The organism is Endozoicomonas elysicola, from assembly GCF_000710775.1.
Classification (GTDB): domain Bacteria; phylum Pseudomonadota; class Gammaproteobacteria; order Pseudomonadales; family Endozoicomonadaceae; genus Endozoicomonas; species Endozoicomonas elysicola.
Genome location: NZ_JOJP01000001.1, coordinates 3406727 through 3421906, shown reverse-complemented (window position 1 = coordinate 3421906; position 15180 = coordinate 3406727). Strand labels below are relative to the sequence as shown.

General features: G+C 39.0%; 13 protein-coding genes. 12 read left to right on the top strand and 1 reads right to left on the bottom strand.

All coding sequences use genetic code 11. The features are described 5' to 3' along the window. The first annotated feature begins 137 nt into the window (after positions 1-137). The 12 genes from GV64_RS14750 to purF all read left to right on the top strand — a co-directional run bounded on the left by GV64_RS14750 (position 138) and on the right by purF (position 14311). Positions 138-1541, top strand: a complete 1404-nt coding sequence (locus tag GV64_RS14750) for an MATE family efflux transporter (RefSeq protein WP_152554075.1) — start codon at positions 138-140, stop codon at positions 1539-1541. Beyond that, positions 1534-2427 (top strand): glycosyltransferase family 2 protein, encoded by an 894-nt coding sequence (locus GV64_RS23870; protein ID WP_020584506.1) that lies wholly within the window; start codon positions 1534-1536, stop codon positions 2425-2427. The genes GV64_RS14750 and GV64_RS23870 overlap by 8 nt, the downstream gene beginning before the upstream one ends. After that, positions 2424-3566, top strand: coding sequence for a glycosyltransferase (locus GV64_RS14740; RefSeq protein ID WP_020584507.1), 1143 nt, complete (start codon positions 2424-2426; stop codon positions 3564-3566). Before GV64_RS23870 ends, GV64_RS14740 begins: the two co-directional genes overlap by 4 nt. Next, positions 3544-4344: a glycosyltransferase family 2 protein gene (locus GV64_RS14735; RefSeq protein ID WP_020584508.1), complete on the top strand. Its 801-nt coding sequence runs from the start codon at positions 3544-3546 to the stop codon at positions 4342-4344. The genes GV64_RS14740 and GV64_RS14735 overlap by 23 nt, the downstream gene beginning before the upstream one ends. Before the next feature lie 99 nt (positions 4345-4443). After that, positions 4444-5490 (top strand): glycosyltransferase family 4 protein, encoded by a 1047-nt coding sequence (locus tag GV64_RS14730; RefSeq protein WP_157237103.1) that lies wholly within the window; start codon positions 4444-4446, stop codon positions 5488-5490. Then, entirely contained in the window at positions 5487-6638 is a 1152-nt protein-coding gene (locus tag GV64_RS14725; protein WP_020584510.1) for a glycosyltransferase, read from the top strand. The genes GV64_RS14730 and GV64_RS14725 overlap by 4 nt, the downstream gene beginning before the upstream one ends. Positions 6639-6708: 70 nt before the next feature. Beyond that, positions 6709-8181, top strand: coding sequence for a mannose-1-phosphate guanylyltransferase/mannose-6-phosphate isomerase (locus GV64_RS14720; protein WP_020584511.1), 1473 nt, complete (start codon positions 6709-6711; stop codon positions 8179-8181). 170 nt (positions 8182-8351) lie between these two features. Further along, positions 8352-9263, top strand: coding sequence for an NAD-dependent epimerase/dehydratase family protein (locus tag GV64_RS14715; RefSeq protein ID WP_026258558.1), 912 nt, complete (start codon positions 8352-8354; stop codon positions 9261-9263). 14 nt (positions 9264-9277) lie between these two features. After that, positions 9278-9835 carry a sugar transferase gene (locus tag GV64_RS14710; RefSeq protein WP_020584513.1) on the top strand — a complete coding sequence of 186 codons (558 nt, stop codon included), beginning with the start codon at positions 9278-9280 and terminating at the stop codon, positions 9833-9835. Positions 9836-9892: 57 nt separating this feature from the next. Beyond that, entirely contained in the window at positions 9893-11941 is a 2049-nt protein-coding gene (locus GV64_RS14705) for a polysaccharide biosynthesis protein (RefSeq protein ID WP_051087848.1), read from the top strand. A 108-nt stretch (positions 11942-12049) separates the two neighbouring features. Next, entirely contained in the window at positions 12050-12544 is a 495-nt protein-coding gene (locus GV64_RS14700) for a CvpA family protein (protein ID WP_020584515.1), read from the top strand. A 264-nt stretch (positions 12545-12808) separates the two neighbouring features. Further along, the gene (gene purF, locus GV64_RS14695; protein WP_020584516.1) at positions 12809-14311 is read left to right on the top strand and encodes an amidophosphoribosyltransferase; all 1503 of its coding nucleotides are present in this window, start codon (positions 12809-12811) and stop codon (positions 14309-14311) included. A gap of 11 nt (positions 14312-14322) precedes the next feature. Here purF and GV64_RS14690 read toward each other — a convergent pair whose 3' ends face one another. Then, the gene (locus GV64_RS14690; RefSeq protein ID WP_020584517.1) at positions 14323-15159 is read right to left on the bottom strand and encodes a 5'-3' exonuclease H3TH domain-containing protein; all 837 of its coding nucleotides are present in this window, start codon (positions 15157-15159) and stop codon (positions 14323-14325) included. Positions 15160-15180: the final 21 nt, after the last annotated feature.

Below are 15180 nucleotides of genomic sequence, written 5' to 3'. Positions count from 1 at the left end.
TGAATCTCTACTATTGCAGTAAAGACTGAATTCGTTGAATAATTGACTTGAACTTACTTGGATGTTAAATCCCATAGCACTTTCCAAGAGAAGAACAGTCATCATATGGCCAATTGCTTCGAATTGAAATATTTAGTGTGATTACAGAAAAATCGACCTCTCCAAACATGGCTATAATTTTTGCTCGGATTATAGTTGTTTGTTTCTCATTTTTATCATTTAAGCTATCGGTCACGCTTCTTAATCCAGAAGAAGTTGGTAGAATGCACCTTATTCTTGGGCTGACATCATTTTATAGCATGTTAATAGCTGGCCCTGTTTATCTTTACTTGCATAGGTCACTTTTTTACCTGATAGCCACTCTAAATATGTGGCGGACTATAAAACGATTACTTCAGTTTCTTATTGTTACACTATTGATCTATTGTTTTTTCATCAGTTGGGTTAGAACGGATACTAATAGTGTAACCTTGGTGCTGTTCTTCTATATTCTGATCAACTGTATTTATGAAGGGATACTACCCAACATCAATCTTCTTGGAAGGTTCAAACTTTTTGCACTGGCCAGTGTTTTTGGGCAAGCATTTTCTTTAGTTATCTCTCTGACTTTATGTTTTTTATATGAAAAGAGCGCAATAAGCTGGATTACAGGGATGATTGTCGGACAAACAATTACTATTCTTTGTGTTCGACTGTACATGTATAAAAATATATCTGAAGTTGTTGGTGGTTTTCAGAATCCTTTTGAAAATACCAGATCTGTCTTGAGCTTCCTGTTTCCCCTGGCATATAGTGCTCTAGCCACTTGGGTTGCTCTGTATTCGCAGCGTTATCTGATTGAAAGTTCGATGAATATTCATGATGTCGCTGTTTTTTCAGTAATTCTTGCAATTGCGCTTAATTTAATTGGCGTGCTAAATACTTTAGCGCAGCAAATTCTGTTACCAAAGTTTTACCAAGCTTGTGCTAATGACAGGGCTGATACTAAAGAGGCTTGGCATAATTATTTCAGAACCGCTATTCCATACCTTACTTTTTTTGTTTCTGTAGGTGGGATTTTTAGCAGTGAGTTGGTCAAACTATTCACTAATTCAGTATATGAACTAAACAGTATTCTCCTCCTGTGGTTTCTGATTAGTGAGTATTTTAAATCAATTGGTGTTGCATTTGATGTTTATTTACATGGTATGGGCGACACAGTTATCATGTATAAAATATCTACAGTGATTTTATTTGGATCAAGTATCTCATATTTATTTGCATATTATTACAAAAATATTTATGCCTTTGCTTATGCATACCTGGTGATTTCAATTTCTACTTTATTGGTTAAATATATTCTGATTGTTAAAAAAAACGGATTGTGTGTTGATTTCTCAGTGGCACTAAAAGGTATTAAGTGGAGTGCGCCTCTGGGGCTATTATATATTTTCAATTATACCTTTCAGTTACATTATTTGGTTACTTTGCTGTTTGCAGCTTTAATATCGATATTATGCTTAGCTTTTATGTATAGTTATGAGGGACTTAAGGTTGAATGAGATTTTATGCTCAATTATTATTCCTGTATATAATGCGGAGCGATATATAGAAAGAACTATCGATTCAGTACTTGAGTTAATAGATAAACGTTTTGAGATCGTTATTGTCGATGATGGATCAACAGATAGGTCCTTATCGCTAATTAATAAATATGCTGATCAACCATGTATTAAAATCTTGAAGCAAAAAAACAAAGGTGTTTCGGCCGCTTCAAATTTAGCCATAAGAAATGCTAGTGGCAGATATGTTGCTAAAATGGATGCCGATGATTATCCTGTTAATAATCGATTCATCAAGCAGCTGAACAAAATACAAGATGAGGGATGTGAATTTTGCTATGGGTATATGGAAGTAATTGATGAGAATGATCATATTATGTCAAGGCCATTTGTTCCTGGTAGTACTGACTGTATGATTTTCTACTGGGCTGCTGGCTCTCTCGGATTTGCTAATGGCTCGACTATGTTTAGTCGGTCTTTTATTACAGAAAATAATATTTATTATGATGAGGTTGAGTTTAAGGGAGCTGAGGACCTAAAGTTTGCTTATGACTGCTTTTCAAAAGCTGCGAAATTCACAGTTGTCAACGAGGTTATTTACCAATACAGAGAGCACAGTGTATCATTATCTAAAACAAATAGAATTTCTCAAACAAAAGATACACTGCTGATTGCAGACTCTATTCTAGATTCTTACTTTGAAAATGTGACAAATGGAATACTTACTCTTTTTGATAAGAAGAATAGCCATGCGAACTTTAGACTACTTGCATCTTTGATTAAGAGACTGTTTTTGGTGGGTGAGTACAGAAAATTTCTTACTGTCATTTCTATTTTAAATTTTCGCTTAGTAATAATGATTTTTAAAGTTTTGATTAATAAATGATTTGTTATATTAAAAGTATTATTCCTACCTCATTTAAAGTTTATTTAAAGAGGAGGCTAAGGTTTTATCGAGTTAAAAAAAATATTTTCAATGGTGTGAATCGTAGAACAGCTTTGATTTCTTATTTATATGAACCGTTCATATATTCAGAAGAAACCAGGCACTCATCGTGGATCGAAGTCAGGCAGATTGCTTTAGCGCTGAATGATTTAGGGTTTAATGTTGATGTAGTTGATTGCCGTTCTGACGTGATGCTGAATGATAAATATGACGTAATGATAGGATTTGGGTATTTTTTCAGAAATAATTATAAGATGGCAAGAAATAATATTCTTTATCTTAATGGCGGTCACCCAGATTTTTTAGAAAGAGCAGAGTTTAAGCGAATAGTCGAATTCAATAATAGAAGTCAGCCTCATGCAAAACAAAAGAGGAAGCATGAATTTGTTTTATCATCTGATTTAGGTCTCACTGATAATATCATTCTTCTTGGTAATGAATATACACGTAAAACTTATTCGTCAAGTTTAAATATCTATACTATTAATGCGCCGGCAATAATTTCGCCTCACTTTTCAGAGATTAAAAAAAGCAAAAATTGTCAAAGGAATTATTTGTGGTTCGGTTCATCAGGGGCAATACATAAAGGATTGGATATTGTAATTGATTTTTTCATGGTAAATAAAAATCTAAATTTATTTATTGCAGGCCTGTCAAAAGACGAAGAATATTTATTTAATTTGGATCGGGATAATATCCATAATATTGGTTTCATTAATGTAAATTCACCTGAGTTTAATGATTTAATCACCAATGTCGGGTATATGATTCATCCTTCCTGTTCGGAGGGTATGTCAACATCTGTACTTACTTGTATGTCTCATGGAGTCATTCCAATAATTACCAGAGAGTGTGGTGTTTCTCTACCTGAAGGTTTAGGTTACTTTCTTGACTCTCCATCTTTAAAATCACTTACAAAAGTTATTGATGAAATAAAAACAGAATCTTTTGAGTCGTATTTGAGTAGAAGCGAACAATTATTCGAATATTCAAGGCTAAACTTTTCGCAGTCAAATTTTAATCGTACGATGACGACTCTGTTGGAAAATATTTTAGATGAAAGAAATGAACAAGATTAGTATAGTTACTGTCTGTTATAACAATGTTTCACTCATTGAGCAGTGTGTACAAAGTGTTGTAAACCAACAGTATCCATATATTGAATATATTGTTGTTGATGGAGCATCAACTGATGGAACACTCGATATAATAAAAAAATATTCTGATAAAATTTCCGTTTTAATTTCTGAAGAAGATAATGGAATAAGTGATGCAATCAATAAAGGAATATCAAACTGTACCGGTGACTACGTTCTTTTTGTAAATTCTGATGATTGGTTACAGCCCGATGTAATTTCAAAAATTTTTGAAAATTCAGTTTATTACGATGACTTGTTATATGGTGATATGCAGTACTGGAAGGGTGATAATAAAGATTACTTATTCAAACCTGATCATAAAAATTTAATTAAGGAAATGACTATCAATGGCGGAGCAAGTTTCTTTAAATTAACTACTTTAAAAGAATTGGGTGGTTTTGATTTCTCTTATTCTTACGCCATGGATTATGAAATTTCATTGCGTTTTTATACGCATAAAAAGAAATTTCTATATTTACCCTATTGTATCGCTAACATGCGCTATGGTGGAGTTTCAGATGTATATGCTTTTCGTGCACTCGATGAAGTTTTTAAAGCCAAAGTTAAGCATAAAATTACCTCTTCATCTGCCGGCAAACTATATCTTTACTATCAAAAGGCTAGAATGCTTGTCAGGATTTTTTTGGAAAAGCTGGGCCTTTCTTTTTTTGTAGAGTTATATAGAAGTCGATTTTCCATTTTAAAAAAGGAGCTTTAATATATTCAAGCTCAAAGCTTCTTACTTTGTATATGTATGTTCAAAACCGTTCGTGATTCTCATTAATTTTTCAATTTTATTTTAAGGTTACCTATGAGGGTGCTTATTGATGCCCGTTGCCTAAATGATTCAGGTTTAGGTGTTTATACTGTAGAAATTATTCGTTCTCTATCAAAGCTTCCTATACAAATTGGAGTACTGATAAACCCTGGGCTTGAAGATAATCTTTCTATATTGCCAGTTCAGAATTACAATGTTATTGAAGTTAACTATGGCCGTTTTTCATATAAAAATCTTTTTTCTTTATCAAAGCACTTAAAAAAATATGATCTCTATTTTCTACCGTCTCCAACTGTTGCTCCTTTGAATTCTTCCATACGCATTATATCTACCATTCACGATGTTTGCCCATTAAGATTTAGAAGGTTTTTTGGGATTAAGGTTTATTTGGCTTTTTACTTGATTCTGTTTTTACAAATTATTAGGTCATCTAAACTGTTAACCATCTCTGAATTTTCGAAGTCTGAAATTTTATCTTTTTTTAAATTTCTTGTCAGGGGTAAACCAGTAATTGCTATAAAAAATGGGCTTCCCAGGCGTTTTTCTTCTAATAAAGGTGAGGTTTCAGAGTTAATTAAAAAGATGATGGCTAGCAAATATCTACTGTGTGTTGGTAATGTTAAACCTCATAAAAATATTAAGCCTTTAATCAATTATTTTATTAGTCAAAACGGTCTTCATTCTAAATATAAACTAGTCATTGTCGGAAGGATAGGTGGTTTTATAACAGGTGAAAGTATTGATCACTGCCATAAAGACATTGTTTTTACTGACTATGTAAATGATCATGAGCTTTCCATGTTATATGAAAATGCCTCTGCCTTTATATATCCCAGCTTATATGAAGGTTTTGGCTTACCTTTACTGGAAGCCATGAAGTTTAAATTACCCATCGCTGCTTCTAACCTACCGGTGTTTCATGAGGTTGCTGGAAATTCTATCTCTTATTTCGATCCAGTCACATTTACAGGATTGGATGATTTTATTTTGAGTATAAAAGATAATGAAAAGTCGAATTATGAGGAATTGCTGGCAGTTTATAACTGGGATGATGCAGCAGAAATGATTTATCAGGAGTTTCTGTGAATATTTTACAGGTCAATAAATTTTACTATCCTGTAATGGGTGGTGTTGAAACCGTTTGCAAACAACATAGTGAGTTTTTAGCCAAAAAGCACAGTGTAACCATTTTATGTGTGCAAGAGAAATTTTCTTTATTTACTCAATTGGAAATTATTAACAATGTCAAAGTGTATCGTTGCAGTTCACTCGGCACTTTTTTCTCGATGCCTGTCTCTCTTTCTTTTGTGTTTTATTATATAAGACTATTTCTTAAGAGTGATCTCGTTTTTTTTCATCTTCCATTTCCTATGGCTGATTTTGTTTTTTTTCTTACACGCTTTATTAAGCGAAGAACTAAAATTTTTGCAGTATGGCATAGTGATATTGTTAAGCAGGGCTTTCTAAAAAGACTACTTAAGCCATTGCTCAATAGTAGTGTTTATAATGTAGATAAAATAATCGTTACTTCCCCTAAGCTAGTTTCATACTCTGAATTTCTAAAACCTTACATGTTGAAGGATAAAATTGTAGTATTACCTCTTTCTGTTAACGTTGACGATGTAAATGTTTCTGCTAACAACTATAAAGGTAAACTGCTTGGTACACTTGATAATATAGATGGCTGTTTCTTTGGTCGACTCTGTTACTATAAGGGAGTTGATGTTTTGATGGATGCGCTTCTTTTAGCTAAGAAAGATGGATTTGAACCGAGAATTGTTATTGCAGGTGAAGGGGAATACTCATCATTAATCTCGGATAAAATAAAAGAGTATTCATTGGATAATGTCATTTTCATTAATCGTTTTCTTGATAGCGATGAGAAATATTGGCTGCTTCAAAAATCGAAATGTTTCTTATTTCCTTCTGTTGAAAGGTCAGAAGCTTTTGGTATTACTCAAATAGAGTCTATGAGCCTTGGTACACCTGTTATAAATACAAATCTACCATCAGGTGTTCCCTGGGTTAGTATTCATCGGCAAACTGGTTTTACTGTTGACCCTAAAAATCCATTACAACTTTATCTTGCATTAAAAGAGATGTTGGTTAATGAAAGTGAGAGATTATCTTACGGAAGAGCTGCGATTAGACGTGTAAAAAAAGATTTTGATGATCATATAGTCCTAAAAAAACTCGAATTTCTTGTTGAGGGTGTCTCTGTTGATAGTGTTTAGCCTTTTATCAAGTTAGCAGTTTTTTCTTTATTATACTCTTTTAAAAATATATCTTCTTGGCGTAACTTTTATGACTATTTTTCCAGTTATTCTATCAGGTGGTACGGGCAGTCGACTTTGGCCAAAATCCAGGGCGCTAAACCCCAAACAGTTTTTGCCTCTGGTTGATAATAAAACCATGTTTCAGAATACAGTTTCACGCCTTGATACTCTGGACTCTGTTTCAGCTCCATTGGTAATTGCCAATGAAGACCATCGATTTCTTGTTGCTGAGCAACTTAGGCTAATGGGGAAGAAAGCAGAAGCTATTATTCTGGAACCTTTTGGGCGTAATACCGCCCCTGCAGTTGCATTGGCTTCTTTAAAATTACTTCAGTCTAGTGAGCAGAATCAGGAAACATCTTCACATGAGTCAGATCAAGACCCCTTGCTTCTGGTACTCGCAGCCGATCACGTTATTCGAGATCTTGATGCTTTCCGTCTTGCTGTTGAAAATGCTTTACCAGCAGCAAAGCTTGGTAAGCTAGTAACATTTGGTATTGTACCTACCCATGCCGAAACTGGTTATGGCTATATAAAAGCGGGTTCCAACGAAATAAATAGTAGCGACGTTGATACGGATAATACTTTTTACCCCGTTCAAGAGTTTGTTGAAAAACCTGATATAGAAACTGCTCATGCCTATCTATCTTCTGGCGAATACTTCTGGAACTCAGGGATGTTCCTTTTCAAAGCCTCTCGTTATTTAGAGGAATTGAATAAATTTCGTCCCGATATCTTATCTGTCTGCAAAAATGCAATGGACAGCCAGAATAGCGATCTCGACTTTGTTAGGGTTGATCAGGAAATGTTTGAGTCATGTCCTGATGATTCTATAGATTATGCAGTGATGGAGAAAACTTCGGATGCGGTGGTTGTCCCTTTAGATGCCGGTTGGTCTGATGTTGGTTCCTGGACTTCTCTTGCTGAAATTTCTGAAAAAGATGAGCTCGGGAATGCTTGTTTGGGTGACGTCATTCTCCATGATACCCGGAATAGCTACGTGCGTAGTGATAAAAGATTGATTGCTACAATAGGTGTTGATGATCTTGTCGTAGTAGACAGCGATGATGCTATTCTTGTGGCTCATAAAAACAATGTTCAGGATGTTAAAAAGGTTGTAGAGAAGCTTAAGGCTCAGGGGAGATCTGAGGCAAACTTACATAGAAAAGTTTACCGACCATGGGGAGCATATGACTCGGTTGATATGGGGGATCGTTTCCAAGTTAAACGTATTATTGTGAAGCCAGGTGCAAAGCTTTCTCTGCAAAAGCATTTTCATAGGGCAGAACACTGGGTAGTTGTTAAAGGTACTGCGCTTGTTGAAATTGACGGTAAAGAAATACTACTTACAGAAAATCAATCAACCTACATTCCAATAGGATCTGTCCATAGGTTGGAAAATCCCGGTAAGCTTGATCTTGAGTTAATTGAAGTCCAAAGCGGTTCTTATCTTGGAGAAGATGATATAGTAAGATTCGAAGACAACTATGGCCGCTCGTAACGTTTTTTTATTGTTTTGACTACCTCCATATTCGCTTATTTTTTAAAGAATATCTTTATCTAAGCTTTTTGCTTGCCAACTATACCCTTTTTTTGTTAGTGAGTTTAAATGCTTTGATGAATTAAATCTTTCTATTTATATTTAGAAATCGTTTTTTGTATTTGTTTGTTATGAATAATGTCTTGATTACGGGTGCAACTGGGTTTATAGGTTCTCACTTGCGCAACTCACTGCACGGAACGAAATTCAATGTTACAGCCATTTCCAGGAAGTCTACTCATGGTTTTGTGAATATGGGCGAATTGAGTTACAGTACTGATTGGTCTGCTGTTTTAAATGATATCAATACTGTGGTCCATACAGCCGCTAGTGCTCATTTATCAAAATCATCATCTTCTGCCGATGATAAGCTGTTTTTTGACATAAACAGGGATGCAACCATTAACCTTGCAAGACAGTGCGTCCATTTTGGCATTAAGCGTTTTATATTTATCAGCTCTATAGGTGTCCATGGTAATATATCGGATAAACCCTTTTCATATTTGGACGAGCCAAGCCCTTATGATGCTTATACTCAATCAAAGTATGAGGCTGAACAAGCCCTTAAGGAGCTATCTGAAAACTCTGATTTAGAGGTTGTTATCATACGGCCACCTTTAGTCTATGGCCCTAATGCTCGTGGAAGTTTTTCTAATCTGATGAATATAATTTCAAAAAATATACCACTGCCATTTGGGGCTGTTAATAATAGTCGGAGTTTGGTTGGCATTGATAATTTGATTGACCTAATTACCTTATGCTTGGATCACCCTGCTGCTATTAATCAGACTTTTTTGGTAAGTGATGATTCTGATGTGTCTACATCAGAATTGCTTAAGGTCATGATTAGCATATCTGGAAAAAGAACATTTCTTTTTCCTGTAGATATCCGAGTATTGAATTTTTTTGCTCGAATTATTGGGAAAAGAAATATATTCGATAAGCTTTGTGGGAATTTGCAGATTGATATTTCTCATACTAAAAATACTCTCAGCTGGCACCCTCCGGTTTCGTTTAAAGAGGGTATTCAACGTTGTTTTTAGCAAGGATAAGTACTGTGCTGCGTAGTTTAGATGTCTTTTTGGCTTTGCTAGGTTTGATTGCTGGATTCCCTTTTTTTTTGGTAATCTATGTGTGTGGTCTATTTGACACTGGCTCACCTTTATTTTTGCAGAAACGAATTGGTCGTAATCAACAGGTTTTTACGCTTGTTAAATTTCGAACTATGAAGGTTGGCACCCCGTCAGTTGCCAGCCATCTAGCATCAGTTTCTTCAATCACCTCTTTCGGTCGGTTCCTCCGCAGGACCAAGCTGGATGAGTTGCCTCAACTTTGGAATGTGCTGATAGGTGAGATGAGTCTTGTAGGGCCTCGACCTAATTTACCCAGTCAAGAACATTTGATCTCGGTTAGAGAGGCTCAAGGAATCTACAGAGTCCGCCCTGGAATCACCGGGTTAGCTCAAGTGAATGGTATCGATATGTCAGACCCTGAAAGGTTGGCTCAGTTAGATTCTGAGATGATAATAAATATGAATATTGGTAACTATTTTAAATTTATACTGATGACGGTTACTGGAAGTGGCCAAGGAGATCGCGTAAAGGCCAAAAATTAGCTTTTGTTGATGTTCTACTCCATTTTTCTGCTTTTTTTCATGTGAAGCCCTCCTTTAATGATTAGATCAAGATTAATTGACTTACCACGTACTTATAAACGCTTGATTAGTTTGTTTTTTGACCTGTTGATCATCTGGTCTTCTCTGTTCAGTGCTTTTTTAATAAGACTTGGCTGGGAGGGGTTCTTTCAATATCAGGATTTATTTCTTCGTTTATGCTTGCTTTCACCAGTAATTACCCTTCCGATTAGTATTCGGTTTGGATTGTATCGTGCGGTTCTCAGGTTTGTCGGGCCGCAGGTTACCCTTACTATTCTGCGTACGACCTTACTCTCCGTTACTGGTATCATTCTATCGACATATGTACTGGGGTGGTCTGTACCCAGAAGTATCCCTTTCCTTTTTGGGTTGATTCTGCTGTTTATGTTGGGTATCTCCAGATATGGTGCCCGGTACTGGTTGGCGGGGCATAAGCTCAAAGATATTTTATTAACTCCGTTCTCTATCGCTGACAAACAAAGTCAGATTCAAAGAGGTAAGCCTGTGGCCATTTATGGTGCGGGTGAAGCTGGTTGTCAGTTGGTTTCTGCCCTCGACCGTGGCTGGGAGTTCAGGCCTGTTGTCTTTCTTGATGACGACAGTGCCATGGTTGGTAGAACGGTATACGGGAGAAAAGTGTACCACAGCAGTAAACTGCCAGAGTTGGTTGAGAAAGCCTTCGTTGATCAAGTATTGCTGGCAATGCCCTCACTGGCAGAATCAAAGCGAAAATCGATTTTGCGTGATCTGGAGTCCTTGAATATTCCTGTCATGACAATGCCGGGTATGGATGACCTGGTCAGTGGTCGTCTTAAAATTCAGGATATCAAGGAGGTGGAAATTGGAGACCTCCTTGGCAGAGCTCCCGTTCAGGCAGACAGTCAATTACTGAACCAGTGTATTCATGGTTTGAATGTGATGGTTACTGGTGCTGGAGGTTCAATTGGTTCTGAATTATGCCGTCAGATTGCGAAGCTTGAGTGCAAAAGCCTTGTTGTTTTTGACCACTCTGAGTACAACCTTTATCGAATTGAGCAGGAAATCAGGCAGCTAAAAGAACATTCTGGTTTGAATTTTAACCTGATCTCCGTTTTGGGTTCAGTTAATGATCCTCGTCGTCTTCTTGACGTAATTAGAGCCTATAAAATTAACACTATTTATCATGCTGCTGCCTATAAGCATGTTCCTATTGTTGAGCATAATATTTCTCAGGGTGTGAGAAATAATATTATGGGGACATTGTATACCGCACAGGCAGCGATGGTGGGTAAGGTTGCGAACTTTGTTCTTATTTCCACGGATAAGGCTGTGCGTCCTACCAATGTCATGGGAGCTACCAAGCGCTTTGCTGAACAGGTATTACAGGCTTTCAGTAATCAGGAAAAAGTGAACCTGATGCACCCGGAGTTGTTTGGTATTAAACAGCATCAATTTGTCGAAAACCAGACTCGGTTTACAATGGTTCGTTTTGGCAACGTGCTTGGTTCCAGTGGTTCTGTTATTCCTCTTTTTCGTGAACAGATTCGCTCTGGTGGCCCTGTCACAGTTACACACCCAGAAATAACCCGTTATTTTATGACGATTCCTGAAGCTGCCCAGTTGGTGATTCAAGCTGGATCAATGGGGGCTGGTGGTGATGTGTTTCTGTTGGATATGGGGGAGCCTGTCAAAATTGCCGATCTCGCAAGGCATATGATCCGCTTGTCTGGGTTTGTTGAAAAGAATGATGATAATCCTGAGGGTGACATTGAGATTCAATATACTGGCTTGAGACCCGGCGAGAAGCTTTATGAAGAGCTTTTGATTGGTGACAATGTTGGTGAAACTGATCACCCTCTGATATATCGTGCTATGGAAGAGAGTTCTGACTGGATGGTTCTAACTCGGGGGATTGAGAAGATACTTTCGTCCATAGAGTATCATGACTATGATCAGGCAAGAAGCATTATGGTTGATTTTGTTTCTGGTTTTACCCCGGACAGTGTTTTGGTTGATTGGCTATTTTTATCTTCCGAAGCAAAGCAGAATGTCAAAAAAACTCATCAGTTCGAAACTGCTGAACCGTAACTTCCATGTTATTGTTTTGATACGTGGTTCATCATGATGAACCACGTAAGCGCTCCACTCAAAATATAAGGGGCTTGCGCGAACAGAGCAAGCTGACTTGGTATTACATTGACCTTTACCTGGATCGACTGGCTGATCGCCGGTATCGTTATTATCTCTGCGCTAATCAGTTTAAAGCGTGGTTTTTTCAAAGAAATTCTCTCTTTGCTGGCTTGGCTGGCAGCGATCTTTGTTGCCTGGTCTTTTGGCGGAGCACTGTCAGAGCGATTCACTGACTACATTGCGACACCCTCGGTACGCGTTATGGCGGCCTGCGCTTTGCTGTTTGTTGCAACGCTGATGGTTGGTGCCCTGGTTAATCGTATTATCGCTGAGCTGGTTCAGGTGACAGGTTTGTCTGGGACAGACCGGATTCTCGGTATGGCTTTTGGTGGCTTGCGGGGCTGCCTGTTGGTTACTGTACTGGTTGGACTGCTTACCCTTGCACCGCTGGAGCAGGATCCTGCCTGGCAGCAGTCCATACTCCTACCACATTTCATGTTATTGGCAGACTGGTCTAAGCAAACGGTTGTTGATCTTATGGGGCCGCTGATGCAAAGCTAGATTGCCTTTCGGCTCTCACTTAAAGTACATCTATTATCCCTTTCATTTAAATGCAACTGGCCGGTTAAGTTTGAACTTTATCCGGCCTTTTGCCATCTACAGTTCCAGTTATCCTTATAAATAGCGTATCATTCGAGCCTTTATAGCCGCCTGCTATGGGGTTGACTGACAGAGCAAGGAACAGGCAAATTCGATTGAACTGGCAGGAAGCCCCGGACGCTGGCACTGAACGCAATTACGCTGATCAATCCTGAGGACGAGTACATGTGTGGAATTGTCGGTATTTCGGCAACGGTGAATGTTAACCAGCTGTTGTTCGATGCGCTGACTGTGCTGCAACACAGGGGGCAGGATGCTGCAGGGATGGTGACGCTTGATGATGGTCGCTTCTTTCTGCGTAAAGATAATGGTCTGGTTAAGGATGTTTTTCGAACTCGCCATATGAAGCGCCTCAGTGGCACTTCTGGACTTGGCCACGTTCGATATCCGACGGCAGGAACGTCCAGTTCCGCTGAAGCACAGCCATTTTATGTTAACTCACCCTATGGTATTGCCCTTGCTCATAACGGCAATCTGACCAATGCGGATGATATCAAACAGTCACTGTATGAAAGTGATCTCCGTCATATTAATACCCATTCCGATTCTGAAATTCTCCTGAATGTCTTTGCTCATGAGTTGGCAAAAGAGGGCAGGCACAAGCCTTTGGCGGAAGATATTTTTAATGCGATAACTGGTGTTTACCAACGCTGTGAAGGTGGTTATGCGGTTGTTGCCATGATCAATGGCCATGGCATGGTGGGCTTCCGAGATCCTCATGGTATTCGACCACTGGTCTATGGCAAGCGGGAATCAGAGCAGGGCACGGAATATATGTTTGCTTCTGAGTCAGTGGCTCTGGATGCCCTGGACTTTGAACTGGTTCGTGATGTGGCACCGGGTGAGGCTATTTATATCGATGAACAACGCCAGCTGCACAGTCATCAGTGTGTTCCCGGCAAGTTGACGCCCTGTATGTTTGAGTATGTCTATCTGGCCCGGCCTGACTCCAGTGTTGATGGTATTTTTGTCTATCAGTCTCGCCTGCGTATGGGGCAGACACTGGCCAACAAGATTCTCAGGGAGTGGCCAGACCATGATATTGATGTGGTAATGCCGATTCCTGATACCAGCCGTAACTCAGCTCTGGAGATGGCTACACGCCTTGGTCTGCCCTATCGTGAAGGGTTTGTTAAGAATCGCTATATTGGCCGGACATTCATCATGCCAGGGCAGGCCATTCGCGAGAAATCAGTCCGTCAGAAACTGAATGCCATTGGGCAGGAGTTTGCTGGTAAGAATGTACTGCTGGTTGATGATTCTATTGTTCGCGGCACTACCTGTGAGCAGATTGTTGAGATGGCTCGCGATGCAGGTGCTAAAAAAGTCTATTTTTGCTCCGCAGCGCCAGCTATTCGATACCCCAATGTTTATGGCATTGACATGCCGACCAGTGAAGAGTTGATCGCACACGGGCGTACAGATGAAGAAGTTGGAGAGCTTATTGGTGCTGATAAGCTGATTTTTCAGGATCTTGAAGATCTTAAAAAAGCAGTTTCATCATTGAACCCTGCTATTGAAGACTTCGACTGCTCGGTATTTGATGGTCATTATGTGGCTGGTAAGATTGATGAAAATTATCTCGCTATGCTGGCTTCCAGCCGTAATGACTGCAGCCGCCAGTCAGATAGTGACATTATTGATCTTCATAACGAAGGTGAACTTTAGTTTGTGTAAATTCAGCCAGGCTCGTTTATAGAGCCTGGCTGAACCCCTTCCGACCTGTATCGAAGGTCTTTCAAGCTTATTCCCAGCTCAATATCACCCTTCAGTGTTGCCAGGCGAACGGACAGCTCAGCCTGATCCTTTTGTGCAAGGACTTTTTTCAACGCGCCTTTAGGCTTTTCACTGCCCTCCACATTCTTCTCTGTTCTATCGAATAGATCTTTCAAGCTGCCATATTCTTTGAGTAACTCCGCAGCACCTTTCTTACCGACGCCTTCGACACCTGGTACATCGCCTACCCCGGCAATACCCCAGTAATCCAGTAATTTATCAGGTGCTATTCCATATTCGTCAGTGACTGAAAGGGCATTAAAGTTAATTTTCTGGAAATGATCCCGTTGTGTCACCAATGGCGAACTCAGTAGTTGTCGGTAGGCTTTGTCGGTGGAGAGGATCAGGGTGCTCACATTAGCAGAGACTGCTCTGTGGGTGATTGCACCGATAACGTCATCGGCTTCAATGCCATTACGGCGAAATGTCATCAGGCCCATTTTTCTAAAAGCATTGTTAAATTCCACCAGTCGTTTTCTCAGTATCAATGGCATGGGTTTCCGCTGAGCTTTGTAACCGGGGAGTAATTGGTGCCGCCAGGTGGGTGGGTCACCATCAAATACAATCAAAACATGGCTTGGAGTGCATTCATTGATGGCCCGTTGCACAGAGGCGAGTGTGGCTGAAAGCGCGCCATCCACTTGCTCATTTTCATCAACAGAAGCATCCCTTGAGGGGATGGCTGCATGGATACGACGTATCAGATTTAGAGCATCGATCAGTAATAATGTTGGTGCCATGTTGTGCTGCTTTTAAGAGGG

Coding starts and splice junctions, on each gene's coding strand:
- GV64_RS14740 (WP_020584507.1), top strand. CDS start 2,424: ATGATTTGTTATATTAAAAGTATTATTCCTACCTCATTTAAAGTTTAT.
- GV64_RS14735 (WP_020584508.1), top strand. CDS start 3,544: ATGAAAGAAATGAACAAGATTAGTATAGTTACTGTCTGTTATAACAAT.
- GV64_RS14720 (WP_020584511.1), top strand. CDS start 6,709: ATGACTATTTTTCCAGTTATTCTATCAGGTGGTACGGGCAGTCGACTT.
- GV64_RS14715 (WP_026258558.1), top strand. CDS start 8,352: ATGAATAATGTCTTGATTACGGGTGCAACTGGGTTTATAGGTTCTCAC.
- GV64_RS14705 (WP_051087848.1), top strand. CDS start 9,893: ATGATTAGATCAAGATTAATTGACTTACCACGTACTTATAAACGCTTG.
- purF (WP_020584516.1), top strand. CDS start 12,809: ATGTGTGGAATTGTCGGTATTTCGGCAACGGTGAATGTTAACCAGCTG.
- GV64_RS14690 (WP_020584517.1), bottom strand. CDS start 15,159: ATGGCACCAACATTATTACTGATCGATGCTCTAAATCTGATACGTCGT.